The 23,804-nt window shown below is 73.3% G+C and carries 25 protein-coding genes and 1 tRNA gene; 12 read left to right on the top strand and 14 right to left on the bottom strand.

Features of this window, described 5'->3' with window-relative positions; all coding sequences use genetic code 11:
• Nucleotides 1-253 precede the first annotated feature (253 nt).
• From ACFYZF_RS19755 to ACFYZF_RS19745, 3 genes are read left to right on the top strand one after another with little or no spacing between them, the layout of a single operon-like run.
• Entirely contained in the window at nucleotides 254-421 is a 168-nt protein-coding gene (locus ACFYZF_RS19755) for a hypothetical protein (protein ID WP_387022700.1), read from the top strand.
• On the top strand, nucleotides 418-627 hold the full coding sequence (locus ACFYZF_RS19750) for a helix-turn-helix transcriptional regulator (RefSeq protein WP_387022697.1): 210 nt from the start codon (nucleotides 418-420) through the stop codon (nucleotides 625-627). Before ACFYZF_RS19755 ends, ACFYZF_RS19750 begins: the two co-directional genes overlap by 4 nt.
• Complete coding sequence (locus tag ACFYZF_RS19745) at nucleotides 624-2,000, top strand: tyrosine-type recombinase/integrase (RefSeq protein WP_387022694.1); 1,377 nt, start codon at nucleotides 624-626, stop codon at nucleotides 1,998-2,000. The genes ACFYZF_RS19750 and ACFYZF_RS19745 overlap by 4 nt, the downstream gene beginning before the upstream one ends.
• 135 nt (nucleotides 2,001-2,135) lie before the next feature.
• Here ACFYZF_RS19745 and ACFYZF_RS19740 read toward each other — a convergent pair.
• A tRNA-Ser gene (locus ACFYZF_RS19740) sits at nucleotides 2,136-2,222 on the bottom strand.
• Nucleotides 2,223-2,534: 312 nt separating this feature from the next.
• Here ACFYZF_RS19740 and ACFYZF_RS19735 point away from each other — a divergent pair.
• Entirely contained in the window at nucleotides 2,535-3,512 is a 978-nt protein-coding gene (locus tag ACFYZF_RS19735; RefSeq protein ID WP_387022692.1) for an NAD(P)H-quinone oxidoreductase, read from the top strand.
• 10 nt (nucleotides 3,513-3,522) lie between these two features.
• Here the strand turns inward: ACFYZF_RS19735 and soxR are convergent, their stop codons facing one another.
• Nucleotides 3,523-3,984 carry a redox-sensitive transcriptional activator SoxR gene (gene soxR / locus ACFYZF_RS19730; protein ID WP_387022689.1) on the bottom strand — a complete coding sequence of 154 codons (462 nt, stop codon included), beginning with the start codon at nucleotides 3,982-3,984 and terminating at the stop codon, nucleotides 3,523-3,525.
• Nucleotides 3,985-4,030: 46 nt separating this feature from the next.
• On the opposite strand from soxR, the gene ACFYZF_RS19725 reads away from it, so the two are divergent.
• Nucleotides 4,031-4,744 carry a transketolase gene (locus ACFYZF_RS19725; RefSeq protein ID WP_387022686.1) on the top strand — a complete coding sequence of 238 codons (714 nt, stop codon included), beginning with the start codon at nucleotides 4,031-4,033 and terminating at the stop codon, nucleotides 4,742-4,744.
• 8 nt (nucleotides 4,745-4,752) lie between these two features.
• On the top strand, nucleotides 4,753-5,640 hold the full coding sequence (locus tag ACFYZF_RS19720) for a transketolase family protein (RefSeq protein ID WP_387022805.1): 888 nt from the start codon (nucleotides 4,753-4,755) through the stop codon (nucleotides 5,638-5,640).
• A gap of 6 nt (nucleotides 5,641-5,646) precedes the next feature.
• Here the strand turns inward: ACFYZF_RS19720 and ACFYZF_RS19715 are convergent, their stop codons facing one another.
• Nucleotides 5,647-6,354 (bottom strand): glycosyltransferase family 2 protein, encoded by a 708-nt coding sequence (locus ACFYZF_RS19715; protein WP_387022683.1) that lies wholly within the window; start codon nucleotides 6,352-6,354, stop codon nucleotides 5,647-5,649.
• A 124-nt stretch (nucleotides 6,355-6,478) separates the two neighbouring features.
• On the opposite strand from ACFYZF_RS19715, the gene ACFYZF_RS19710 reads away from it, so the two are divergent.
• Nucleotides 6,479-8,653 (top strand): hypothetical protein, encoded by a 2,175-nt coding sequence (locus ACFYZF_RS19710; RefSeq protein WP_387022680.1) that lies wholly within the window; start codon nucleotides 6,479-6,481, stop codon nucleotides 8,651-8,653.
• A gap of 102 nt (nucleotides 8,654-8,755) precedes the next feature.
• Here ACFYZF_RS19710 and ACFYZF_RS19705 read toward each other — a convergent pair whose 3' ends face one another.
• Both ACFYZF_RS19705 and ACFYZF_RS19700 read right to left on the bottom strand, forming a co-directional pair.
• Nucleotides 8,756-9,265, bottom strand: coding sequence for a hypothetical protein (locus ACFYZF_RS19705; protein WP_387022678.1), 510 nt, complete (start codon nucleotides 9,263-9,265; stop codon nucleotides 8,756-8,758).
• A 102-nt stretch (nucleotides 9,266-9,367) separates the two neighbouring features.
• The gene (locus tag ACFYZF_RS19700; RefSeq protein ID WP_387022675.1) at nucleotides 9,368-10,540 is read right to left on the bottom strand and encodes a thiolase family protein; all 1,173 of its coding nucleotides are present in this window, start codon (nucleotides 10,538-10,540) and stop codon (nucleotides 9,368-9,370) included.
• 177 nt (nucleotides 10,541-10,717) lie between these two features.
• Here ACFYZF_RS19700 and ACFYZF_RS19695 point away from each other — a divergent pair, with 177 nt between their 5' ends.
• Complete coding sequence (locus ACFYZF_RS19695) at nucleotides 10,718-11,167, top strand: PH domain-containing protein (RefSeq protein WP_387022672.1); 450 nt, start codon at nucleotides 10,718-10,720, stop codon at nucleotides 11,165-11,167.
• 35 nt (nucleotides 11,168-11,202) lie between these two features.
• On the opposite strand, the gene ACFYZF_RS19690 is transcribed toward ACFYZF_RS19695, so the two are convergent.
• Nucleotides 11,203-12,114 carry a rhomboid family intramembrane serine protease gene (locus ACFYZF_RS19690; protein ID WP_387022669.1) on the bottom strand — a complete coding sequence of 304 codons (912 nt, stop codon included), beginning with the start codon at nucleotides 12,112-12,114 and terminating at the stop codon, nucleotides 11,203-11,205.
• A gap of 65 nt (nucleotides 12,115-12,179) precedes the next feature.
• Nucleotides 12,180-12,710 (bottom strand): peptidylprolyl isomerase, encoded by a 531-nt coding sequence (locus tag ACFYZF_RS19685; RefSeq protein WP_387022666.1) that lies wholly within the window; start codon nucleotides 12,708-12,710, stop codon nucleotides 12,180-12,182.
• Nucleotides 12,711-12,794: 84 nt separating this feature from the next.
• On the opposite strand from ACFYZF_RS19685, the gene ACFYZF_RS19680 reads away from it, so the two are divergent.
• A complete protein-coding gene (locus tag ACFYZF_RS19680) occupies nucleotides 12,795-13,634 on the top strand; it encodes a hypothetical protein (RefSeq protein WP_387022663.1) in 840 nt (279 codons plus the stop codon).
• A gap of 113 nt (nucleotides 13,635-13,747) precedes the next feature.
• Here the strand turns inward: ACFYZF_RS19680 and corA are convergent, their stop codons facing one another.
• Nucleotides 13,748-14,890, bottom strand: coding sequence for a magnesium/cobalt transporter CorA (corA, locus tag ACFYZF_RS19675; RefSeq protein WP_387022660.1), 1,143 nt, complete (start codon nucleotides 14,888-14,890; stop codon nucleotides 13,748-13,750).
• 374 nt (nucleotides 14,891-15,264) lie between these two features.
• On the bottom strand, nucleotides 15,265-16,359 hold the full coding sequence (locus tag ACFYZF_RS19670) for a PLP-dependent aminotransferase family protein (RefSeq protein WP_387022657.1): 1,095 nt from the start codon (nucleotides 16,357-16,359) through the stop codon (nucleotides 15,265-15,267).
• Between the two features lie 238 nt (nucleotides 16,360-16,597).
• Here ACFYZF_RS19670 and ACFYZF_RS19665 point away from each other — a divergent pair, with 238 nt between their 5' ends.
• Both ACFYZF_RS19665 and ACFYZF_RS19660 read left to right on the top strand, forming a co-directional pair.
• Nucleotides 16,598-17,428 carry a 3'(2'),5'-bisphosphate nucleotidase CysQ gene (locus tag ACFYZF_RS19665; RefSeq protein WP_387022654.1) on the top strand — a complete coding sequence of 277 codons (831 nt, stop codon included), beginning with the start codon at nucleotides 16,598-16,600 and terminating at the stop codon, nucleotides 17,426-17,428.
• Nucleotides 17,429-17,507: 79 nt separating this feature from the next.
• Nucleotides 17,508-18,641 (top strand): hypothetical protein, encoded by a 1,134-nt coding sequence (locus ACFYZF_RS19660; RefSeq protein ID WP_387022651.1) that lies wholly within the window; start codon nucleotides 17,508-17,510, stop codon nucleotides 18,639-18,641.
• Nucleotides 18,642-18,644: 3 nt separating this feature from the next.
• Here the strand turns inward: ACFYZF_RS19660 and ACFYZF_RS19655 are convergent, their stop codons facing one another.
• From ACFYZF_RS19655 to ACFYZF_RS19640, 4 genes are read right to left on the bottom strand one after another with little or no spacing between them, the layout of a single operon-like run.
• The gene (locus tag ACFYZF_RS19655) at nucleotides 18,645-19,568 is read right to left on the bottom strand and encodes a glycosyltransferase family 2 protein (RefSeq protein WP_387022648.1); all 924 of its coding nucleotides are present in this window, start codon (nucleotides 19,566-19,568) and stop codon (nucleotides 18,645-18,647) included.
• Nucleotides 19,565-20,530, bottom strand: coding sequence for a sulfotransferase family protein (locus tag ACFYZF_RS19650; protein ID WP_387022645.1), 966 nt, complete (start codon nucleotides 20,528-20,530; stop codon nucleotides 19,565-19,567). The genes ACFYZF_RS19655 and ACFYZF_RS19650 overlap by 4 nt, the downstream gene beginning before the upstream one ends.
• Nucleotides 20,518-21,054, bottom strand: coding sequence for a glycosyltransferase (locus tag ACFYZF_RS19645; protein ID WP_387022803.1), 537 nt, complete (start codon nucleotides 21,052-21,054; stop codon nucleotides 20,518-20,520). Before ACFYZF_RS19645 ends, ACFYZF_RS19650 begins: the two co-directional genes overlap by 13 nt.
• Nucleotides 21,055-21,110: 56 nt before the next feature.
• Nucleotides 21,111-21,551: a UDP-N-acetylglucosamine--LPS N-acetylglucosamine transferase gene (locus ACFYZF_RS19640; protein ID WP_387022801.1), complete on the bottom strand. Its 441-nt coding sequence runs from the start codon at nucleotides 21,549-21,551 to the stop codon at nucleotides 21,111-21,113.
• A gap of 248 nt (nucleotides 21,552-21,799) precedes the next feature.
• Here ACFYZF_RS19640 and ACFYZF_RS19635 point away from each other — a divergent pair, with 248 nt between their 5' ends.
• On the top strand, nucleotides 21,800-22,768 hold the full coding sequence (locus ACFYZF_RS19635) for a sulfotransferase family protein (RefSeq protein ID WP_387022642.1): 969 nt from the start codon (nucleotides 21,800-21,802) through the stop codon (nucleotides 22,766-22,768).
• A 51-nt stretch (nucleotides 22,769-22,819) separates the two neighbouring features.
• Here ACFYZF_RS19635 and ACFYZF_RS19630 read toward each other — a convergent pair whose 3' ends face one another.
• Nucleotides 22,820-23,752 (bottom strand): hypothetical protein, encoded by a 933-nt coding sequence (locus tag ACFYZF_RS19630; protein ID WP_387022639.1) that lies wholly within the window; start codon nucleotides 23,750-23,752, stop codon nucleotides 22,820-22,822.
• Between the last annotated feature and the right edge of the window lie 52 nt (nucleotides 23,753-23,804).

The raw sequence follows: 23,804 nt of genomic DNA, 5'->3' as shown, positions 1-23,804 counted from the left end.
CAACGGCACCTTTGCCGAGTTGCCGAGATGCCGAGATGGTTCAGCCCTCCCCACACCACGCACCAACCATCCACCACCGGCCGACATAGCGCGACCCGCTGAGAGCCACGTAGCCGCATCCGGCTATGCCTTCACATCGACCCGCCAGAGATCTTGGCTCTACGGCGCTCTCAGCGGCCCGTTCTACGCCACTCTGCGGTGATACCTCCCGCATTCTCCGCAATCGCCACCCATCGACCGAAAGGCGCTCTACATGCGAATCGGGCTGCACGGCACACCCGCTGAGACAGCCGCGACCCTCACCGCCCTCGCCCACGTCCTCACCATCCACCACGTCAGCTGGCCCTACCCCGACCGGCCTCCATCCACCCGGCACCGCATCTACCTCGACGCCACCCCGAGGAAGGACAGCCGCCCGTGACCACCAGGCCGAAGCGCACCACCCCCACCGGCAGCCTGCTCACCCTCGCCGAAGTCCTGGACGAACTCCGCGTACCCCGGTCGACCTTCTTCCGCTGGAAGGCCACCGGCCGCGCGCCCCGAACCATCAAGTACCCCAACGGCAGCCTGTACGTCCGCCGCCGTGACCTCGACGCCTGGCTGAACGATCACGAGGAGGCCGCTTGAGCAGTTACAGCGTACGAATTCACGCGATCCTGGCGAACGAGCTGGCCGGCAAGAAAAAGTCCTATACCGTCCGGTGGAAGGTCGCTGAAAAGCCCTTCCGGAAGACGTTCGCAACGCGGGCACTCGCTGAGAGCTTCCGGTCGAAGCTGCTCGTAGCGCAGCGGGAGGGAACGGCGTTCGACGAGAAGACCGGGTTGCCTGAACCGATGGCCCGGGAACTGAACAGCCGAAGTTGGTACGACCTGGCCGTTGCGTTCGTGGACATGAAGTGGCCCCGTGCCGCCGCAACTCAGCGCAAGAGCATCGCCGACGCGCTCACCACCGTGACGCCTGCCCTGCTCGCCACGTCGCGTGGGGTACCCAACGAAGCGGAGTTACGCCACGCTCTCTACACCTGGGCCTTCAACAAGCAGCAGCGGGACCGGGACAACGGCGTACCGCCGAGCGACCTTGCGCCGGTAGTACGGTGGCTCACCGCGAACACGCTGCCGCTGACGGAGGTAGCCAATCCGGCGACCATCCGGAAGTCGCTCGACCTTCTGACCACCCGGATTGACGGTGGCCCGGCCGCCGCCAACACGGTGGCGAGAAAGCGCGCAGTCTTCTACAGCGCCTTGAAATACGCCGTCGAATTGCGATACCTCGATGCGCACCCGATGGAGTTCGTCCAGTGGCGCGCACCGAAGAACACCGACCAGGTCGACCGGAAGGTGGTGGTGAACCCTCAGCAGGCCCGGTCATTGCTCGCCGCGGTGCGTGACCGTGACCCGCACTTGGAAGGATTCTTCGCCTGCATGTACTTCGCCGCCCTGCGCCCTTCCGAGGTGATCCATCTTCGGGCCGACGAATGCGAATTACCCGAAGAGGGGTGGGGGTGGCTTCACCTCAGCGGGTCGACGCAGCAGGTGGGCGAGGATTGGAGCGATGGCGGCACGTCGCTCGAAGACCGCGAACTGAAGCACCGAGCGAAGAAGGCAACCCGCGACGTACCGGCCTGTCCGGAACTGGTTCGCATCCTGCGGCACCACCTACGGGAGCACTGCCGGAACGCCAACGGCCGCATGTTCAACGCCGCTGGCGCTCGGGTGGCCCCGGTGTCGAAGAGCACCTACCTCCGCGCCTGGCGGCAAGCGCGCGAGGCAGCGCTGACACCCGCTCAACAGCGCTCACCGCTGGCGCACCGGCCGTACGACCTGCGGCACGCTGCCGTGTCGCTCTGGCTCAACGCTGGCGTGCCAGCGACCCAGGTCGCGCAGTGGGCCGGGCACAGCGTGCACGTGCTGTTGAAGGTCTACGCCTCGTGCATCGACGGCCAAGACGAGGCGGCCCGGAAGCGGATCGAGGGAGCGTTGGGCACCGAGGAGGCCGGATAGCGCCGACACGGATACGACATGACCAGTGAGACGCGACGGCCACCAGCGGGACGAAGTGAGACCGGTTCGCCAACCGTGAAACGCCCCCTGACCGGCGTTCGCGCTGGTCAGGGGGCATTTTTGCTGCCCACGGAGCGGAGGGTGTGGGATTCGAACCCACGAAGACATCGCTGCCTTACCGGTTTTCAAGACCAGCGCCATCGGCCACTAGGCGAACCCTCCCGGACCACGCCCCGCAGGACGCGCCCGCCGCCTAGTCTGCCAGAAGCCGGCGCACGGGCGAGCCGCCATCCCACCCTGGTTGGCAGGGCGGCCGGATGTGGGCGCCCCTGCCCGTCGTGCTGAGCAGCGGAATCTCCGCTGCGTGAGGTCCACAGTGGCCGAGCTGCCGACCCGCCCGCTCCCCCGATCGGTGCGCCTGCGGCGGTGCGGGCCGCCTCCGGCAGGGGCACCGTCGAGCCGCCCCCAGGGGACACGGCCGGCCCGATCCCCGTCCGGGCGTGGACGGCGGGCCGGATGGGGTAAGACTGGGCCATGCACGCGATCACGATCCCGGAGCCCGGCGGACCCGACGCACTCGTCTGGGCGGAGGTGCCCGATCCGGAGCCCGGCCCCGGCGAGGTGGTCGTGCACGTGCGGGCCAGCGCGGTGAACCGGGCCGACCTGCTGCAACGGCAGGGGCACTACCCGCCGCCGCCGGGCGCGCCCGCGTACCCCGGGTTGGAGTGCTCGGGGGTGGTCGGCGCGGTCGGCGCGGACGTCACCGGGTGGGCGGTCGGCCAGGAGGTCTGCGCGCTGCTGGCCGGCGGCGGGTACGCCGAGCGGGTGACCGTGCCCACCGGGCAGCTCCTGCCGGTGCCGGCCGGCGTAAGTCTGGTCGACGCGGCGGCGCTGCCGGAGGTGGCCTGCACGGTCTGGTCGAACGTGGTCCGGCTCGCCGGGCTGGCGAAGGGCGAGACGCTGCTGGTGCACGGCGGGGGCAGCGGGATCGGCACGTTCGCCGTCCAGCTCGGCAGGGCGGTCGGTGCGACGGTCGTGGTGACCGCCCGGTCGGCCAAGCACGAGCGGCTGCGCGAGCTGGGCGCCGCGCACGCGATCGACTACCGCGAGCAGGACTTCGTCGAGGAGGTCCGGCGGGTCACCGGCGGCCGGGGCGCGGACGTCATCCTCGACATCATGGGCGCTTCCTACCTGGCCCGGAACGTGGCCGCGCTGGCCACCGGCGGCCGGCTCGTGGTGATCGGCATGCAGGGCGGCCGGAAGGCGGAGCTGGACCTGGGCGCGCTGCTGGCGAAGCGGGGCTCGGTGGCGGCCACCGCGCTGCGGTCCCGGCCGCCGGCGGAGAAGGCGGCGATCGTCGCGGGTGTGCGGGAGCAGGTCTGGCCTCTGGTGGCCGCCGGGGCGGTCCGCCCGGTCGTCGACCGGCGGCTGCCGATGGCCGAGGCCGCCGACGCGCACCGCCTGGTCGAGTCCAACGACCACGTCGGCAAGGTGCTGCTCACCCTCGGGTGACCCCGGCGTGTCACCCGGCGGGCGGTGCCTGCTCGGCGGGGGGCAGCAGGAGCCGGGCACCGGGGCCCTCGCCCGAGAGCTTGTCCTCCGGGTTGTAGAGGGTGCAGCGCTGCAACGACAGGCAGCCGCAGCCGACGCAGCCGTCCAGGTCGTCGCGGAGCTTGATCATCAGCCGGATCTTCTCGCTCAGCCGGGCCCGCCACGCGGTCGACAGCTCCGCCCAGTCGGCGGCCGTCGGGGTGCGGGAGGCGGGCAGCGAGTCCAGCGCGTCGCGGATCTCCTCCAGCGAGATGCCGACCTGCTGGGAGATCCGGACGAACGCCACCCGGCGCAGCTCGGTGCGGGCGTACCGGCGCTGGTTGCCGCTCGTGCGGTCGGCCCGGATCAGGCCGAGACGCTCGTAGTAGCGAAGCGCCGACTGCGCGACGCCGCTGCGGGCGGCGAGCTGGCCGATGGTCAGGGATTCCTGCATCACGTCGCCTTGAGTTGAAGGGGACTTCAACTTGCAGGCTAGCGGCATGACCATCATGAGCGCCACCACGCGGGCCGCCGAAGGCGACCCGCCCGCACCGCTCGGGCACCTGTTGGAGCGGGTCCGGGCAGGCCGGGAGTTCGACCCGAACGTGTACTCGACCCTCGACGTCCTCCGGGTGCTCTACGACCGGGTGCTACGGATCACCCCGGCGACCGTCGACGACCCGGACCGGGACCGGTTCCTGCTCTCCAAGGGGCACGCCGTCGCCGGCTACTACGCCGTGCTGGCCGCGAAGGGCTTCGTGCCCGTCGACTGGCTCGACGACCAGGGCGGCCCGGACAGCCTGCTCGGCGAACACCCGGACCGGCTGCTGGTCCCCGGGGTGGAGATCGGCTCCGGCTCGCTCGGCCACGGCCTCGGTCTGGGCGCGGGCACCGCGCTCGGGCTGCGGGCCCAGGGCCTGGCCACCCCCCGCGTGTACGTCCTGCTCGGCGACGCCGAACTGGACGAGGGGTCCAACCACGAGGCGATCGCGTACGCGGGCGCGGTCGGGCTGGCGAACCTGACCGCCGTGGTGATCGACAACGACTCGGCCAGCCACGGCTGGCGCGGCGGGATCGCGACCCGGTTCACCGTCAACGGGTGGACCGCCGCGACCGTGGACGGGCGTGACCACGACGCCCTGCACGACGCCCTCACCGGGCAGGACGGGAACCGGCCGCACGTGGTCGTCGCGGTCGTCCGGGAGGGAGAGTGACCACGATGATGCGGGACGCCTTCGTCGACACGACCACGGCGCTGCTGGCCGAGCAGCCGCGTACCGCGTTGGTGCTCGCCGACATCTCGGCCGAGTCGTTCGCCCCGGCCTCCGGGCGGCACCCCGACCGGGTGCTCAACGTGGGCATCCGGGAGCAGTTGATGGTGGGGGTGGCCGGCGGGCTCGCGCTGACCGGGCTGCGGCCGATCGTGCACAGCTACGCCCCGTTCCTCGTCGAGCGGGCGTACGAACAGATCAAGCTGGACCTGGACCACCAGGGCGTGAGCGCGGTGCTGGTCGGCATCGGCGGGTCGTACGACCGGGCCGCCGCCGGGCGGACCCACCTGTCCCCTGCCGACGTCGCGTTGATCGACACCCTGGCCGGCTGGACCGTGCACGTGCCCGGGCACGCCGGCGAGGTGCCCGCCCTGCTGCGCGCGGCGGTGGCCGGAGACGGTCCGGCGTACCTGCGGCTGTCGACGCTGGGCAACGACCGGCCGCGCGGCACGGACGGGTCGCTCGCCGTGGTGCGGGACGCGGGGCCGGGAGCGCCGCTGCTGGTGGCGGTCGGGCCGGTGCTGGACGCGGCGCTGGCGGCGGTCGCCGGCCTGGGGGTGACGGTGGCGTACACCCACCGGCCGCGACCGTTCGACGCGGCCGGGCTACGGGCCCTCGCGGGGGCCGAGGTGATCCTGGTGGAGCCCTACCTGGCCGGGACGTCCGCCCGGCTGGTCGGTGACGCCCTGGTGGACCGGCCGCACCGGCTGCTGTCGCTCGGCGTGGGCCGGGAGGAGCTGCGGCGGTACGGCTCCGCAGCCGACCACACCCGCTGGCACGGGCTGGACGCGGCGGGCCTGCGCCGGTCGGTCAGCGCCTTCCTCGAAGCGGGGCGCTGACCTGGGTCAGCGCCGCGGGGTGTCGACGGGACGGCGGCGGGTGCGCTCCCGGCCGAGGATCCAGATCGCCTCGACGCCGTCCTTCCAGGTGATCTTCTTGCCCTCCTCGCGGCCCCGCGCCCGGTAGCTGATCGGCACCTCGTACGGGCGGATGCGCCGGCGCAGCAGCTTGCCGGTCACCTCGGCCTCCATGCCGAAGCCCCGGGAGCGGACGTCGAGGGAGCGGTAGAGGGCGACCGGCATCAGCTTGAAGCAGGTCTCCAGGTCGCCGATGTACGAGTTGAACAGCACGTTGGCCGCCATGGTGACGCCCTTGTTGCCCATCACGTACCAGAAGCTGTACGCGCTGTGGCTGCCGAAGGTGCGGTTGCCGTAGACCACCGTGGCCCGACCGTCGAGCACCGGGGCGAGCAGCTTGGGGATGTCCTGCGGGTCGTACTCCAGGTCGGCGTCGAGGATGACCATGTATTCGCCGTCAGCGTTGTCGACCGCCGTCTTGATGGCCGCGCCCTTGCCCGCGTTGCGCTGGTGGGTGATCACCCTCAGCCGAGCGTCGTCGGCGCGGCCGAGGATCTCGCCGGTGCCGTCGCGGCTGCCGTCGTCGACCACGAGCATCTCGATCTCACACGGGTAGTCGACCGCAAGCGCCTGCTTGAGCGCATCCGCGATGCGTTCTTCCTCGTTGTAGACCGGCATCAGGATCGAGAGCTTCACGGGAAATCTCCACGGTGGCGGCGACACGTCGGCCCCAGCCTAGCCTGGCAGTTAACCCGGCGGTATTCCCCACCGTCGGGCGTGGGGGGCAACATATCCAGTCTGATGGTGTTTACTTCGCGCCATGTCGGCAGCAGGCTTCCTGCTCGTGGCGGCCCCACTCGCCGCCGTCCTGTCGCTCACCGTGGCGCTGCGACCACGCGGGATCGACGAGGTCGCCCCGTTGCGCCTGGCCGTGATCCGAGCCGCCGTGGTCACCGGTGCGTTCGCGGTGCTGACGGTGGAGCTGCTCGGGGCGCTGCGCCTGCTGACCCTGCCCGCCTTCGCGGTCGCCTGGCTGATCTTCCTCGCCGCCGCCGCCGGGGCCGCCGGCTGGCGACGCCGCCGCGACGGGACGCCGTGGGGCCCGGCCGCCGCCGCCCGCGCCGGCCTCGCCGGGCTGGCCGGCCGGTGGCGTACGACGGGGCGGGGCGAGCGGCTGCTGGCCGGCACGCTCGGCGGGCTGGTCCTGGTGGAGCTGCTGATCGCGCTGCTGGCCGAGCCCAACAACTTCGACTCGCAGACCTACCACCTGCCCAAGGTGGAGCACTGGGTGGCCCAGCGCGGCCTGGATTTCTGGCCCACCGCGATCCACCGGCAGGTGACCATCCCGCCCGGCGCGGAGTACCTGTTGCTGCACCTGCGGCTGTTCACCGGCGGCGACGCGCTGCACAACCTGGTCCAGTGGGCCGCCGGGGTGGGCTGCCTGCTGGTCGCCGCCCGGATCGCCGCCCAGCTCGGCGGGGGGCGGCGGGCCCAGCTACTCACCGCGTTCGTGCTGGCCACCACCCCGATGGTGGCGCTCCAGGCGACCAGCACCCAGACCGACCTGGTCTGCGCCGCCTGGGTGGCCTGCGTGGCGACCCTGGCGCTGGACGGGCTGCGCCGGCGGGCCGGGGCCGGCACGCTGCTGCTGCTCGGCGCGACGACCGGGCTGACCGCGGTGACGAAGACCAGCGGGCTGATCGGGGTCGGCCCGTTGCTGCTGCTCTGGGGCATCGGCCAGCTCCGGCTGGCGTACCTGGGCGGGCCGGCGCGGGCGGCCGGCGGCACCCCGGGCCGACCGGTGCTGGTCGGGGTCGGGGCGGCCGGCGGTACGGGGACGGTCGGGGGCGGCGGCCACCCGGCGGCCACGGCCGGGTCGGCCGGATCGGCGGTGCGCGGCGGCGTCCCGGGCCGCCCGGCGGGACCGGCCCGGGTGGTCCGGACCGTGGCCGGATCACTGCTGGTGCTGTTGGTCGCCCTGGCCGTGGTCGGGCCGTTCCTGGCCCGGGTGCAGGCCGAGTTCGGTCACCCGCTGGGCCCGCCCCGGCTGCGCGAGTCGATCCCGATGGAGCGGCACGACCCGGCGTCGGTCCTGGTGAACGCGCTGCGCATCGGGCACACCGCGCTGGACACGCCGCTCGCCCCGGTCCGCGACGGCGCGGCCGAAGCGATCATGGCAGGGTCCCGCGCGATCGGGGTGGACCCGCAGGACCGGGCCATCACCTTCGGCCGGGAGGTGTTCCCGGTGCCGGCCTGGTACCCGGACGAGGACCGGGTGGCGTTCCCGCTGACCGGCGCGCTCGCCCTGGTCGGGGCGGTGCTGGCGCTGGCCCGGCCGGCCCGGGTCGCCCCGGCATCGGCCGGGGCGTTGCGGGCGTACGCCGTCGTGGTGATGGCCGCCGTCCTGCTGCACACGGCGATGATCAAATGGCAGCCGTGGGGCAACCGGCTGCTGCTGTACGCCCTGGTCCTGGCAGCCCCGCTGGCCGGCCTGTGGCTGGACGCGCTGTTCCGCCGCCGACTCGCGCCGGGCCGACGGTCGGTGGCCGCCGGCCTGGCCGCCACCGTGCTGGCCACCTCCGCCCTCGCCGGGGTGCTCACCCTGTCGTACGGCTTCCCGCGCCGGCTGGTCGGCGCCGGATCGGTCTTCACCACCTCGGAGTGGGACACCCGCTTCCTGCGTCGGCCGCAGTGGACGGACGAGTTCCGCGGGGCCGCCGACGCGGTGCGGGCGTCCGGCGCACGGCGGATCGGGCTGGTGCAACAGAACGACAACTGGGAGTACCCGTGGTGGCTGCTGCTGCGCGACGCCGACGGCCGCCCGCCCGAGCTGGTGGCGCTGGAGTCGGTGCTGCCTGACCTTTCGCCGGCCGCCCCCGCCTCGACGGACGCGATCGTCTGCACCGGCAGCCGGGCGGCCTGCGTGAAGCTCGTGCCGCCCGGCTGGACGCTGACCTGGCGGGGCTACGTCGGCTACGCCCTCCCGCCGGCCTGATCAGGACGAGGGTGGCGGCACGTCGACGGTCACCGGCTCATGATTGCCGAACCTCGACGCCCGGGACGAGCCGAGCCGTGTTCGAATCGGGTAAGGATCCGCTCAGCGGATCACCACGGGCCGCAACGCGGTGGGGCGGGCGGCGGCCGGGGCCTCGCCGATGGTGGCCACGATCCGCTCCCGGGCCGTCCGGAGCCGGGTCCGGAACGCGTGGTGCAGCAGGGCGTCGAGCTGCCACACCTGCCTCGGGTGCTGGGGCCGGATGAGGAACCGCTCCCGGACGCCGTCGATGGCGGTGGCGGCCAGCTCGACCGCGGGCAGCCGGGGGTCCGGGCTCCACGTGACGTCGGTCAGCTCGCGCAGCTCGGCGTTGAGGTGCAGGCACAGACGGTGCAGCACCCGGGTCTGCCGGATGACGACGAGTCGCCGGTGGGTCAGCAGCAGGAGGTACTCGCCGACCGGGCGTTGGGGCCGGCTGCACCGGGTCACCAGGATGGTGGCGTCGCCCGCGCCGACGCAGCGGCGGAATATCGGTATGTGCCGGCTGACGGTCTGCGCCGCCAGTCCGGTGTCGGCGGCTGCGGGCAGGAACGTTCGGGAGAAGACGTCCATGCCCTGCCCAACGACAGGGGGAGCGGCGTGACATGGGTCACGGCCGATTTGCGGAACTTCCACGTTCCGGCGTTCCGGCGGTCCGCCGGGCGGGCTGGGCGGTCAGAGCAGCTCGACAATGGTGGCGTTGGCCATGCCGCCGCCCTCGCACATGGTCTGCAGGCCGTAGCGGATGCCGTTGTCCCGCATGTGCTGGAGCATGGTGGTCATGATCCGGGCCCCGGAGGCGCCGAGCGGGTGGCCCAGGGCGATCGCGCCGCCGCGCGGGTTCAGCCGCTCCGGGTCGGCCTCCGTCTCGGCCAGCCAGGCCAGCGGGACCGGGGCGAACGCCTCGTTCACCTCGTACACGCCGATCTCCTCGATGCCCAGCCCCGCGCGGCGCAGCGCCTTCGCGGTGGCCGGGATGGGGGCGGTGAGCATGGCGACCGGGTCGTCGGCGGCGACCACGGCGGTGTGCACCCGGGCCAACGGGCGCAGGCCGTGCCGGCCGGCCCACTCGGAGGTGGTGACGGCGAGCGCGGCGGCGCCGTCGGAGATCTGGGACGCCGAGCCGGCGGTGACCACGCCGTCGGACCGGAACGGGGTCTTCAGCTCGCCGAGCTTCGCCAGCGTGGTGTCCCGGCGGATGCCCTCGTCGGCGGCGAACCTCCCGCCTTCGGGCAGGACCACGGTGGCCAGCTCGGGGTCGAACGCCCCGGCGTCCTGCGCGACGGCGGCCTTCTCGTGGCTGGCCAGGGCGAACTCGTCGAGTTGGGCGCGGGAGAAGCGCCAGCGAGCGGCGATCAGCTCCGCGCCGACGCCCTGGTTGAACGGCAGCGGGGAGTCCTCGGCGAAGCCCTCGACCCCCCGGTAGCGGTCGCGGATCTGGTCGCTGAACGGAGCGGCGTCGCCGACGCTGGAGCCCATCGGCACCCGGGTCATCGACTCGACGCCGCCGGCCACCACCAGCTCGGCCTGGCCGGACGCGACGGTGGCGGCGGCGAAGTGCAGGGCCTGCTGGCTGGACCCGCACTGCCGGTCCAGGGTGGTGCCGGGCACCGACTCCGGCCAGCCGGCGGCGAGCACGCCGTTGCGGGCGACGTTCCACGACTGCTCGCCGACCTGGGACACGCAGCCCCACACGACGTCGTCGACCTGCTCGGGATCGATCCCGGTGCGCTCGGCCAGGGCGCGCAGCACATGGGCCGAGAGGTCGACCGGATGCACGGACGCCAGGCTGCCCTTGCGTCGCCCGACCGGGGTCCGTACCGCACCGACGATGACCGCGTCACTCATGTTTACTCCCCGGTAACTTGGCGGGCCTCGATACTACGTCCTGTCCCGGCCCGCCGTGCCCCGCACAGGCCGAGGCGGTCCCGGCAGGCCGAGGCGGTCCCGGCAGGCCGAGGCGGTCCCGGCAGGCCGAGGCGGTCCCGGCAGGCCGAGGCGGTCCCGGCAGGGCATGCTGTACGCATGCGGCCAGAGCGGATCCCGGAGTCGTCGACGGCGGAGCGGCAGTGGCGGGTGCCGACCTCGGTGCCGGTGGTCAAGCTGGTCGGCGCGGCGGCGCTGGTCGGGCTCGGGCTGCTCTTCGCCGAGGGCGACCAGGTGCGGCTGGTGCTGGCCGCGGCGGCCGCCGTCGGGCTGGCCGGTTGGGCGGCCCGCGACCTGCTGGTGCCGGTGCGGCTCGCCGTCGACCCGGCGGGGATCACGGTGGTCCGGGGTTTCGCCGGCCGACGCCGGGTCGCCTGGGACACCGTCGAAGCGATCACCGTGGACCGTAGACCCCGGCTGGGGCTGTCCACCGAGATCCTGGAGATCGACGCGGGCGACTCGCTGCACCTGTTCGGCCGGTACGACCTGGACGCCCCGCCCGTTGAGGTGGCCGAGGCGCTACGCGCCGCCCACGGCGAGACCCCCTGACGCCACGCTGCGGCCCGGCCCCCCCGCGTCGGTGATCAGCCCGTGAGCGACGCCGTGCGGACCACCGCGAGCCCGATCAGCGCCACCAGCACCAGCACGGCGCCGGCGGCCTGGAACAGCCCGCGCCGGGACCGGGGCGCGTACGCCAGCAGCAGGGCGAGCACCCCGCCGACCACCAGCCCGCCGAGGTGGCCGGGGATGGAGATGCCCGGCACGGTCAGGGTGAAGACCAGGTTGATCACCAGGACCGGGAGCACCGAGGAGATGTCCCGCCCCATCCGGCGTTCGATCACGATCAACGCGGCGAACAGGCCGAAGACCGCGGTGGATGCCCCGGCCGTGGTGGAGTTCTCGGCGCTGAACAGGTAGGCGGCCACGTTCCCGCCGAGCCCGGCGACCAGGTAGAGGGAGAGGAAGCGCAGCGGCCCGAGGTTGGCCTCCAGCGACCGACCGAGCACCCAGAGCGCCCACATGTTCAGCAGCAGGTGGATCACGCCGTAGTGCAGGAACATCGCGGTGACCAGCCGGTACCACTCGCCCTGGGCGATGCCGTGCACGCTGCCGTCGGGGAAGAGGGCCTGGCCGAGCACCGAGCCCCAGTCGGTCAGCGGCGTGCTGCCGCCCATCAGGCCACCGAAGCCGGAGCCGCCCGCCACCGCGTCCCCGCCCCGGTCGGAGGCGATGGACAGGACCATGAGCAGCACGTTCAGCGCGATCAGGGTCTTCGTGACGTAGCCGTGGCGGCCGACGGTACCGCCGCCGAAGGCGGTACGCGTCGGCCGCACGCTACGACGTCCCTCGTCCACGCACTCGGGGCACTGGTGCCCGACCGAGGCGTCCCGCATGCAGTCCGGGCAGATCGGCCGGTCGCAGCGGGTGCACCGGACGTACGTCTCCCGGCCGGGGTGCCGGTAGCAGACCGGGGTGGTCGGTGGGGACTCACTCACGGCCGCTGCCTCCCGGTGCCGGCGGGGCGCTCAGTCATGCGAGCAAAGGTACCTCGCCACCCCGGTCAGGCCGGGGTGCGCTCGATCTCGACGCGCTCGATGACGACGTCGGAGATCGGGCGGTCGCTCGGGCCGGTCGGGGTGCTGGCGATCGAGTCGACGACCTTCGCCGACGCCTCGTCGGCCACCTGGCCGAAGATGGTGTGCCGGTTGGTCAGGTGCGGGGTCGGCCCCACGGTGATGAAGAACTGCGAGCCGTTGGTGCCCGGCCCGGCGTTCGCCATGGCGAGCAGGTAGGGACGGTCGAAGCGCAGCTCGGGGTGAAACTCGTCACCGAACTTGTAGCCCGGGCCGCCGCGACCGGTGCCGGTCGGGTCACCCATCTGAATCATGAAGCCGCTGATCACCCGGTGCGAGATCGTGCCGTCGTAGTACGGCCCGTTGCCCGGCTGACCCGTACGCGGGTCGGTGTATTCCTTGTTGCCCTCGGCCAGGTCAACGAAGTTGCGGACCGTCTTCGGCGCGTGGTTGGGAAAGAGCTCCAGCCGGATCGGGCCAGCGTTGGTGTGCAAGGTGGCGTAGACAGCCTCGGCCACGGGTACTCCTCAGTCGTTGGTCAGTTCCATGCGGATCCTCCCATGTGCCCGATCTGGCAATGCGGAGGCATCCGAAGGTGGAGGATGACGGAGGAACAACTCCCAGGAGGTGGGACCGTGTTTGGAATCGGGCGGCGAAAGACCCAGGGACAGCGAGCCAAGGTCGAGCTGAACCAGGGCATCGGTCACCTGAAGCAGGCCGCCACGTACGCGGCGAGGGGTGCCGGCGCCACGGTCGGCCCGCGGGTCCAGGCGGCCCGGGGCGCAGTCGCGCCGACCGCCCTCGTGGTGCGGGACCGGGCGTCGAGCGGTCTCGCGTCGACGGTCGCGGCCCTCGCACCGCTGGCCCTGGCTGTCCGCAACGCCCAGGCCGAGGCGGCCGGCAAGGCCGTCGCCGGCAAGAAGGCCGCCGCCGGGCGGCAGGCCGCGCTGAGCAAGAAGGTCAAGGCGAAGAGCGGGAAGGTCACGCGGAGGAAGCAGAAGAAGTCGTCGCGCGGGATGATGGCCGGCCTGCTGGCCGCCGGCACCGTCGCCGGCCTGGCCGGCGCGATGGCCATGCGCCGCCGCCGGGAGCAGCAGGAGTGGACCGAGTACGCCCCGGCCCGCACCCTGGAGCCGGCCCGCGACGAGGTGGACACCCTGATCGTGGAGACCCCGTCGGCGAACGGCGCGAAGGTGACCGACTCGCCCATCAGGTCCGGTGACTCGCCGGTGGTCGGCGGGCCGACCGGGGCCGGCAGCTCGGCGGTGGCCGGCGGCGACAGCGCCTCCACCAGCACCCTCGACACCCAGCCGGTGATCCACCCGAACGACAAGGTGCCCTCGGTCGCCGAGGGCGCCCGGGACGTCTCCGGCCGTCCGGCCGACGACCTCACCACGGCGCTCGGCAAGGAGCACGCAGCACGGTCCGGCGGCCGGCGCTGACCCGTCGTGCCATCGCCCGCGGCGCGGAGACGACCATCGTCGTCCCGCGCCGCGGGCGTGTCCGGCGCGCCTGTCCATCGCAGCCGGGCCAGGCCGGGTGACGGGCGTCGGGCTCAGAGCCAGCCGTTGCGGCGGAACCAGCGGTACAGGGACAGCGATACGACCAGCATCAGGGCGAGCACGACCGGATAGCCGTACGTCATCTTCAGCTCCGGCATGTTCGCGAAGTTCATGCCGTAGATGCCGGCGATCGCGGTCCAGACCGCGGCGATACCGGCCCACGCGGCGATCTTGCGCATGTCGTTGTTCTGGTCGACCGTGACCTGGGCCAGCCGCGCCTGGAGGATCGAGTTCAGCAGGTCGTCGTACGAGTTGACCTGCTCGACGGTGCGGCTGAGGTGGTCCTGCACGTCCCGGAAGTAGCGCCGCACCTCCTGCGGGACCTCCCGGTTGACCTGGGCGGTGAGGGTCATCAACGGCCGTTGCAACGGCGCCACCGCCCGCTTGAACTCGACCAGCTCCCGCTTCATCTGGTAGATCCGCTGGATCCGGCCGCTGCTCTGCCGGTCGAAGACGTCGGCCTCCAACACGTCCAGGTCGTCCTCCAGCCGGTCGGCCACCTCCAGATAGAGGTCGACCACCCGGTCGGTGATCGCGTACGCGACGGCCCAGGGGCCGTGCTCCAGCAGCTCGTGCCTGGCCTCCAGGTCGGCGCGGACCGGAGCGAGCCGGCAGGCGTCCCCGTGCCGGACGCTGATCACGAAGTTCGGGCCGATGAACAGCATCACCTGCCCGGTCTCGACGACCTCCGAGTTCTCGGTCAGCTCGTCGTGCTCGCAGTACCGGGCGGTGCGCAGCACCAGGAAGGTGACCTCGCCGAAGCGTTCGAGCTTGGGCCGCTGCTGGGCCTTGACCGCGTCCTCGACGGCCAGTTCGTGCAGGCCGAAGGTATCGGCGATCGCGGACATCTCAGCCAGATCGGGCTCGTGCAGGCCGACCCAGACGAACCCGCGCTCGCGGCGGGCCGCGGCCAGCGCCTCCGCGTAGTGCCACTCACCCGGCTGCCGGCTGCCGTCGACGTAGAGCCCGCAGTCCATCACCGCGCTGCGCCCCGGCGCGACCGGCTCGGGGACGTGCTGGCCCTCGTCGGGGTTGAGGATCCTGGTCATCACCCGCACCGGGGCCCACGCCCGTGGCTTGATCACCCGCCCGCCGTCCGGCGACGTGGCCCGGCTCCGCTCCGCCCGGTCCGACATGGCGACCCCCTCCCCACGCTGTCGCGGCAGCCGCACGCCGTCGCGGGTTGCAGGGTACGCCCGCGCCCGACGCGGACCGGCCGGCGTCGGCCGGCGCCTCGGCGGGTGGCCGACAGCCGCCCCGGGCCCGGAGTGGGGACGGCGCCGGGGCGGGCCGTGCCGCGTCAGGGGGGTGAGGGACGACACGGCCCACCCGGCGCCCTTGGGGGCGGGGGTTGTGCTGCGCGCACCACCGGTCGGCTGGCCGAGGCCCGCATCGGGGCAGGTCGGCCGTGCAACGTGAGTGGCGCTCGCAGCATTGTGGGCCGCGAACCGGCCGGGCGGGAGACCCGACCCGGCCGGCACCGCCCTTCTGTCAGGAATCCGACAGAAGGTCAGCCTCGGACGGCCGCCACCGCCTCCGCGAGACGACGAACACCCTCGTCGATCCGATCCGCGGTGACCGCCGAGAACGCCAGCCGTAGCGCGTGCTGACCGCCGTCGAGCACGAAGTCACTGCCCTTGACCACCGCCACGCCCCGCTCGGCCGCCGCCGGGGCGAGCCGGTCCACCAGCACGTCCTCCGGCAGCTCCACCCAGAGGAAGTAACCGCCGTCCGGCTCCACGAACCGGGCCTCGGGAAGGTGCCGGCGCAGCGACTCCGCGAGCACCCGGGCCCGCTCGCCCAGCGCGGTGCTGACCGTCTCGATCGAGCGGGTGATGTCGCCGGAGACGCAGAACTGGTGCACGATCGCCTCGGACACCATGCCGGGCGAGATGTAGAGGCTGGTCGCCTTCTTCGCGATGTCGGCGATCAGGTCCGCCGCCCCGATCAGGTAGCCGACCCGCACCCCCGGGCAGACCGTCTTGGTGAAGCTGGAGGCGTGCACCACCACACCCCGGGTGTCCAGCGAGAGCATCGACGGCAGCGGCTCGCCCCGGAACCGGATGTCGGCGTACGGGTCGTCCTCGAAGATGATGAAGCCGTGCTCGGCCGCCAGGTCGAGCAGCTCCCGCCGCTTCTCCAGGGACAGCGTGACCCCGGCCGGGTTCTGGTAGTTGGGGATGACGTGCGCGAGCTTCGGGCGGACCCCGGACTCCAGCAGCTTGCGCAGCTCGGCGATGTCCAGGCCGTCCGGCTGGATCGTCACGCCGTGGATCTCGCCGCCCATCCGCTGGAGGTTGAGCAGCGTCCGGTCGTACGTCGGGCGCTCGACCACAACCGCGTCACCGGGGCGGACCAGGTGGTCGAACAGGAACGCGTCGGCCTGGAGCGAACCGTTGGTGACCAGCACCTGGTCGGCCTCGACGCCGTGCTTCTCGGCGATCCACTTCCGCAGGGGCGGGTAGCCGACGGAGGTGCCGTAGGCCGTGACCCCGGCGGGGTCGGCGTCGAAGGCGCGGACGGCGGCGGCCTTGAGCCCCTCGACATCGACGATGTCCAGCGAAGGAGCCCCACGGGCGAAGGAGATCAGCTGCTCGGCGGTCATGCGGACGAGCCTAGGGCCTGGCCCCGGCGATCCGACCGGCATACACGCCAAGTTCAACATGCGGGCAGCCGACGGACGGCGGAACGGCCGAGGCGGAAGCGGCCGAAGGTACGCGACACTCAGGTGTCGATTATCGGACCGGTCCCTGGCCGCGCCCCCGCGACCGCCGAAGGATGGGCGTCCGCGCGGCGCCGACGGATGGCACCGGCACCGGCACCGAAGGAGTGGTGAGTTTCACGTGACCGAGGACGGTACGGGTCGGCTCGACGACCAGGCCTTCGCGCAGTGGCTGGCCGGCGCGGCCGGCAGGGCGCTGACCGCGCTGCGCGCGGAGCAGGGCTTCGCCGACCCGGCGGCACTCAAGAACGCCGGCGACAAGGTCTCCCACGACCTGATGTCGACCGCCCTGGCCCGGTGGCGGCCCGCCGACGCGGTGCTCTCCGAGGAGCAGGCCGACAGCCGGCACGCCTGGGCCGGCGACCCGGCCGCCGGGGCCCGTCCCGCGCGGCTGGAGGCGGACCGGGTGTGGATCATCGACCCGCTCGACGGCACCCGCGAGTTCTCCGAGTCCGGCCGCGACGACTGGGCGGTGCACGTGGCGCTCTGGCAGCGCTCGGCCGGCCCGGACGGCGCGCTGGTGGCCGGCGCGGTCGGCATGCCGGCCCGTACCGCGCCGGACGGCACGCCGCTGGTTCTGGGCACCGCCGTACCCGCCGCGCCCGCCGTGGCCGGGCCGCTGCGGATCGCGGTGAGCCGCAGCCGGCCGCCCGCGTTCGTGGGTGAACTGGTCGAGGGCATCGGCGCCCGGGCGGTGCCGATGGGCTCGGCCGGGGTGAAGGTCTGCGCGGTGGTGACCGGCGAGGTCGACGCGTACGTGCACGCCGGGGGCCAGTACGAGTGGGACTCGGCGGCCCCGGTCGCGGTCGCCCTGGGCGCCGGCATGCACGCGTCCCGGATCGACGGCTCGCCGCTGCGCTACAACCGGGACGACCCGCGCCTGCCGGATTTGCTGGTCTGCCGCCCGGAACACGCGGAGTCCCTGCTGGCGGCCATCGACCGCCACCGTTGACCGACGGATCCGCCGCCCGGCGGGCGCGGTCGGGGTGCTCCCGCCCGGTCCCATCGACACCGCCGACCCGAGGAGGGTCATGAGCTCCGGCCCCACCACCGCACCCGCCCCGCCCCCTGCCCCGGCCGAACCCGGCGGCCCGCGCCGCCGGCTCGGCCGGTGGCTGCTGCTCCCGGTGGCCGCCGGCGCGGTAGCGCTGGGCACCACGGTCGCCCTGGCCACCAACGGGGAGCTGCCCGGGCGGCCGGCCCCGACGGTCACCGACGCCGCGTCCGAGGGCGCGGGCCTCGGCCCGGCCGCCCCCGGCGCCCGGCCCACACCAAGTGGGGACGAGGGTTTCGGCAGCAGCCCGAAGTCCGCCTCGCCGAGCCCGAGCACCAGCGCCGGGACGGAGGCCGGCGTGTTCCCGGGCGGCCGGAACACCCTCCCGGGGGCGAGCATCCACCTTCAGGGTGGGGAGAACTTCGCCGCCGGGCTGGCCCGGTCCGACCGCAGCTACGGGCCGCTGCGCATGGTCCGGGTCTTCTACCCCGGCCTGCCGCCGGCCTGGTCCGGCAGTCGCGCCGACGTCGCCGACCGGACCGTGGTGGTCTCCTTCAAGGCGCCGCCCGGCGAGGTGGCCGCCGGCCGGCACGACTCCCGGCTCGCCGCCTGGTTCCGCACCGTCCCCCGCAACCTGGACGTCTACTGGTCGTACTTCCACGAGCCGGAGAACGACATCGCCCAGGGCTCGTACACCGCCGCGCAGTACCGGGCCGCGTGGCAGCGGCTCGCCGGGATCGCCGACCGGGCCGGCAACGCCCGGCTGCGGGCCACGCTGATCCTGATGTGCTGGACGCTCAACCCGAGCTCGCGCCGCACCTTCGAGGACTACTGGCCGGGCGGCGACGCGATCGACGTGCTCGGCTGGGACTGCTACAACAGCGGCGGCAAGTTCAACCGGTACACCGACCCGGCGCAGGTCTTCACCCCGATGATCGCCAAGTCGAAGGCGCTGGGAAAGCCGTGGGGGCTCGCCGAGACCGGCAGCGTCCGGATCGCCGGGGACAGCGGCGCGGGGCGGGCCGCGTGGATCCGGGCGATGAGCCGGTACCTCGACGGCCAGCGCCCGCTGTGGGTGGCCTACTACGACTACCAGGTCGCCGGGGGCGACTTCCGGCTCACCGACGCGCCGAGCCGGGACGCGTGGCGGGCCTGGTGCGCCGCCTCCTGACGCTCAGATCCCCCGGCCGCGTTTGTGCAGCGTACGCAGGACGCGGTCGGGGTCGACGGCCCGGCTGGCCACGGCGAGGGCCAGGTACGCGCGCGGCTCCCGGGGGTTGCGGGACAGCGTGCGCCGGGCCCAGCGGACCGCCTCGCCCCGGTTGCCCATCGCCGCTTGGGCGAAGGCGATCTGCCCGCTGACCCGGGCCTCGCCGGCCGGCACGGTGGCGAACTCCGGGTACCGGCCGAGCAGCCACTGCAACGCCGTGGCGATGGTCTCCCAGCGCTGGGCGAAGAACGACTGCTTGTGCCAGCGCACCGTCACGTACGGCTCGACGAGGTTCACCAGCGGGGCGTGCCGGGCGGCCCGGAGCAGGAACTCGTAGTCCTCCGCGTAGCTGCCCGGGATCTCCTCGTCGACCAGCCCGATCCCGTCGAGCAGCGCGTCCCGGCGGATCAGGAACGTGGACGGGTGCAGCTCGGTGTGCCGGTCCCGCAGCAGGGCGGCCAGCGGCACCCGGTCCACCGAGAGCACCCGGTCGACCGGGGGACGGCCGTCGTAGTCGACCCGGATGCCGCAGCTCACGAACGCCCCGTCCGGGGCGGCGCGCAACGCGGCCACCTGCGCGGCGAGCTTGCCGGGCAGCCACTCGTCGTCGTCGTCGCAGAACGCCACGAGGTCGCCCGTGGCGGCCAGGATGCCGGTGTTGCGGTTACCGGCCAGGCCCGGGGTGCGCTGGTTGACCAGCACGGTGACCCGGGGGTCGTCGGCCAGCGAGCGGTCCGGCTCGGACTGGTCGTAGACGACCACCACGTCGATCCGGCCGGGGTAGTCCTGGCCGAGGATCGCGTCGAGGGCCTTGCGCAGCAGCTCCGGGCGGTCCCGGGTGGGGACCACCGCGGTCACCGACGGGTGTTCGTTCAACGGCTCGGTCATGGTGCCTCCGTGGAGCCTGGGCGGCCGAGGCCGACGTATCCGTACCGCAGCCGCAGCGGCAGCGTCGCGACGCTCACCACCGCCCGGCTGCGCGAGGGCAGGGCCGTGCGCCAGGCATCGTCCTGCCGGACCCGCAGCGGCCCCGCATTGAACCGCAGCGGGTTGCCGGCGATGCTGTGCGCCCGGACCAGCGGCGTGGGCGTCGGGTCGAGCACCCGCAGCGCGTCCGGGGTGTCCGCCAGGCCGGCGAAGCGGCGGACCCGGGCGACGGTGCCGCGCGGGTCGGCGGTGAAGTCCTCGTAGCGCAGCCGGATCACCGGCGCCCGGGTGGCGAGCAGGTGGAACGCGGCGTTCTGCGCCGTCCACAGCTTGCTCACCGTGAACGGCGAGAAGGTCGGCATGTACGCCTCGGCGTCCACCACCTCGGGCCGGCGCACCTGCTTCGCCCACGAGTGGGCCACCGCCCGGCTGTCCCGGACCAGGTGCAGCACCCGCAGGTCGAGGTCGTCGGCCCAGCGCAGCGCGAACGCCGTCGAGGCGTGCTTGCTGGAGTCCACCACGAGCTGCGCCCCGGTCACCGCCATCGCGGCGGCGTAGATCCGGGTGTAGAGGTCGGCGTAGCGGCGCACCTGCGCCAGCTCGGCGGCGGGCAGGTCGCCCCGGGCCAGCCGGGGGATGTGCCGGGTCCGGTCGACGGTGGCCTTGAGCGCGAGCACGTCCTCGCGGTCGACGGCCGACCAGCCGCCGAACGCGTGCTCGCCGACCCGCTGCCAGAAGTCGCAGGCGGTGAACCGCTCACCGCAGCCGCACCGCTCGTCGCCGCCGAGGGCCCGCTCCCACAGGTGGACCACCTCGCCGACGGCGCAGACGTCGGGGTGCTGGGCGAGGATCAGCTCCAGCAGCGTGGAGCCGCTGCGGCCGAGGCCGCCGACGAACAGCACCCGGGCGTTCACCGCCACCACCTGCGCCGCCCTGGCTCCCGGCTGGTCCGGACCAGGTCCTCGACGATCCGGCCCACCGCCGTGGCGGCGGCGACGCGGGGGTCGGGCCGGCCCGGGTCGGCAGACAACGCGTACGCCCGTGGGTCGGCCACCCCCCGGTCGAGGGCCGCGACCAGGTCGGACTCGGACTCGGCCAGCCGGACCATCCCGGCCGCGCCGAGTCGGCGGGAGAAGAGCTGCTGGTGGTCGTCGACGTGCTCGTCCCGGGTCGGGTCCCGGGGCACCACGATCGGCAGGTGCCCGTGCCGGCGTGCCTCGGTGATGGTGGCCGGCCCGCCGTGGCAGACCACCAGGTCGGCCTCGGTCATCGCCCGCTGGAGCTCGTCGTGGGCCAGGAACGGGGCCGCGTCGGCGAGCCGGGGCGCGCGGCTGCGCCCGTGCTGGACGACGAGGCGGACCTCGGGGGCGAGGGCGTCGCGGCCGGCGTGCCAGCGCTCCAGCCACTCGACCAGCCGGTCGAACCGGTGCACGTCGGTGCCGACCATGGCCAGCACCGTGCGCCGGGCCGGGGAGTTGGTGCGCTGGCGGGGGATCGGCGAGCTCACAGCAGGTTCCCCACCACGGTCGCCTTCGGGTAGAGCCGGCGCTGCTCCTCCCACTGCACGAGCATCGCGGAGAGGAACGGCCGGCACAGCCGGGCCGACAGCGTCGCGGTGTCGATCCGGTCGTACACCTCGATGTAGACGGTGGGGATGCGGCGCAGCCGGGCCACCACCACGAACGGCACGGCGACCCCGGCGCCGGTGGTGACCACCGCGGCGACGTCCCGCCCGCGGAACACCCGGACGGCCAGCCACATGTTGCGGGCCAGGTTCTTCACGTTGCGGGTGGTCGGGTGGTGTGCCCAGACCACGTCCTCGCCGTCGAGCAGCGACCGGGCGTCCGGGGTGTCGAACGTGACCCAGGAGTGGGCCCGGTCGCGGTACCACGGTTGCAGCGCCACCAGCTGGGCGAGGTGCCCGCCGCTGGATCCGACGAGCATGACTTCACCAGACTCCACGTCACCCGCCTCCCACGGCCCCGGCCGCGCCCCGGGACACGCCCAACGGGGCGGTCGACCGGACGGCACGACGCCGCAACAATGTATCGGCCACCCGGCCGGAAACATAAGTGGCTCTCACCATCATCGGACCTGTCGGATGATCGGCTGCGGCCCTTCCGCCAGTGCCTCACTCCACCGTCCCGTGCCTAGACTGCCTGCTGACAGCAACCCGGGCGAGAGGATGGCGGATGACCGACACGGCCGAGGCGGCGCAGGGCGGCGGCAGCCGGGCGGTCACCGTCCTGTATGTCTGCGGGATGCCGCGCAGCGGCTCGACCCTGCTCGACCTGATGCTCGGCCAGTTCGTCGGGCACTGCGACGTCGGCGAGCTGTTCTACCTGTGGCAGTCCGGCGTCGAGCGGAACTTCCGCTGCGCCTGCGGGGAGCACTTCGACGCCTGCCCGTTCTGGGGCGAGGTCGGCCGGCGCGCGTACGGCGGGTGGACCCAGGTCGACGTGGCCGACGTGCGGGCGTTGCAACGCCGGGTCGACGCCACCGGAAAGCTGCCGCTGATCGTGAACTCCCGGATGTCCCAGGCGTTCCGACGGGACCTGGACCGCTACACCGAGCTGCTGACGAAGCTCTACCGGGCGGTGGCCGACGTGTCCGGGGCGAAGGTGGTGGTGGACTCGACCAAGCGCCCCTCGCTGGCGTACATCCTGGCCCGGGCCCCGCAGATCGACCTGCGGCTGGTGCACGTGCTGCGCGACCCGCGCGGGGTGGCGTACTCCTGGAGCCAGGTCGTCGAGCTGCCCGAGGGCACCTCGGCGAAGGGCCGGATGAACCAGCGCTCGGCCCGGCTGACCGCCCGGCGCTGGGTCACCGTCAACGCGATGGTGGCCGCGCTGGCCCGCCGTGGCGTCCCCCGGGTCACCGTCCGGTACGAGGACCTGGTTCGCGACCCGCGCGCCGAGCTGGGTCGGATCGCCGCGCTCACCGCCGACGTGACCGGCGTCGTGGACCCGTTGGGGTTCCTGCGGGACAACGAGTTCGACCAGGCCGGCTCGCACGCGGTCGCCGGTGGCCGGATCCGGATGCGCAGCGGCCCCATCACCCTGGCGCTGGACGAGAAGTGGCGCCGGGAGTACGCCCCGGGCCACCGCCGGCTGGTCGGCGCGCTGACCTGGCCGCTGCGCCGCCGCTACGACTACCGCTGACCCGCCCGCCGCGCCCGCCGACCCCGTGCGTGGCACGACCCGGGCGGCGGGTCAGGGGCGGCGGGCGGCGGCCAGGTGGGCGTCCAGGGTGTCCAGCAGCTCCGGGGCGCGCTCGTAGTCGAACTTGCGGGCGAAGTGCGCCCCGCTGGCCAGCGCCCGGGGCAGGTCCTCGGCGGTCAGCGACTTCGGGTGGTTGAAGGTGCTGTCCCGGAAGTCGAAGTACCGCTTGCAGTCCGGCACCAGGTTGAACAGCCCGGAGCTGCACGCGATGGTCTGGAAGACGGCCTCCACCGGGGAGAGGCAGCGTCGGAAATACGACACCACGTCCGGCCGCCGGTCGAAGTACTCCCGCAGGTACGCCACCACCGGCCAGCTCAGCGAGGTGAACGCCGACCCGCCGTGCAGGCGCAGGTCGGGCCCGAACGGGGTGCGGGCCCGGCGGCCCACCGCCAGCCCGTACGACACGTGCACCCGGACCAGCGGCTGCACCCGGTTGATTGCCTGGATCGGGCGGAGCAGCTTCTTGCCCCGGGGGGTGAGGGGGAGCAGCCGGCGGTGCTGGAAGTGGTAGCGGGACCGGACCCGGCGGTTCGGCCAGTGGCTGTCCGGGCCGAACGCGTCCCAGTACTCCATGAACCCGTCCGCGCCCGAGTCGACCAGTTCCGCCTCGCACTCGCCGAGCGGACGCAGGGGGTAGTCCTGACCGGTGATGTTCGCCAGCCAGTCGACCTGCACCCCCTCGTCGTTCAGCCAGTCCACGGCAGCCATGTAGCGGTCCACATGACTGAAGTCACCGTAGCCGCCCTCGTGTGTCTGCACGACGACGTCGGGCAGCGAGCGCAGCTCGGTGAGGTCCAGCGGGGGGCCGTTGACGTCGTGGCTGATGTGCACCACGCTGTCCGGGCTGTACCGCTTCACGGCGTGGACCAGCCGGTTCATCTGTTCGGGGGACCGGTGGCTCTGGATGTGGTAGCAAAACCGCACCCACCCATCCTGCCTTCCGAACCCGCCTGCGGAGAAGCGGACCTTCGTCGGC

Source organism: Micromonospora sp. NPDC001898, assembly GCF_042891255.1.
Lineage (GTDB): Bacteria > Actinomycetota > Actinomycetes > Mycobacteriales > Micromonosporaceae > Micromonospora.
This window is presented reverse-complemented; position numbering and strand designations above follow the sequence as displayed.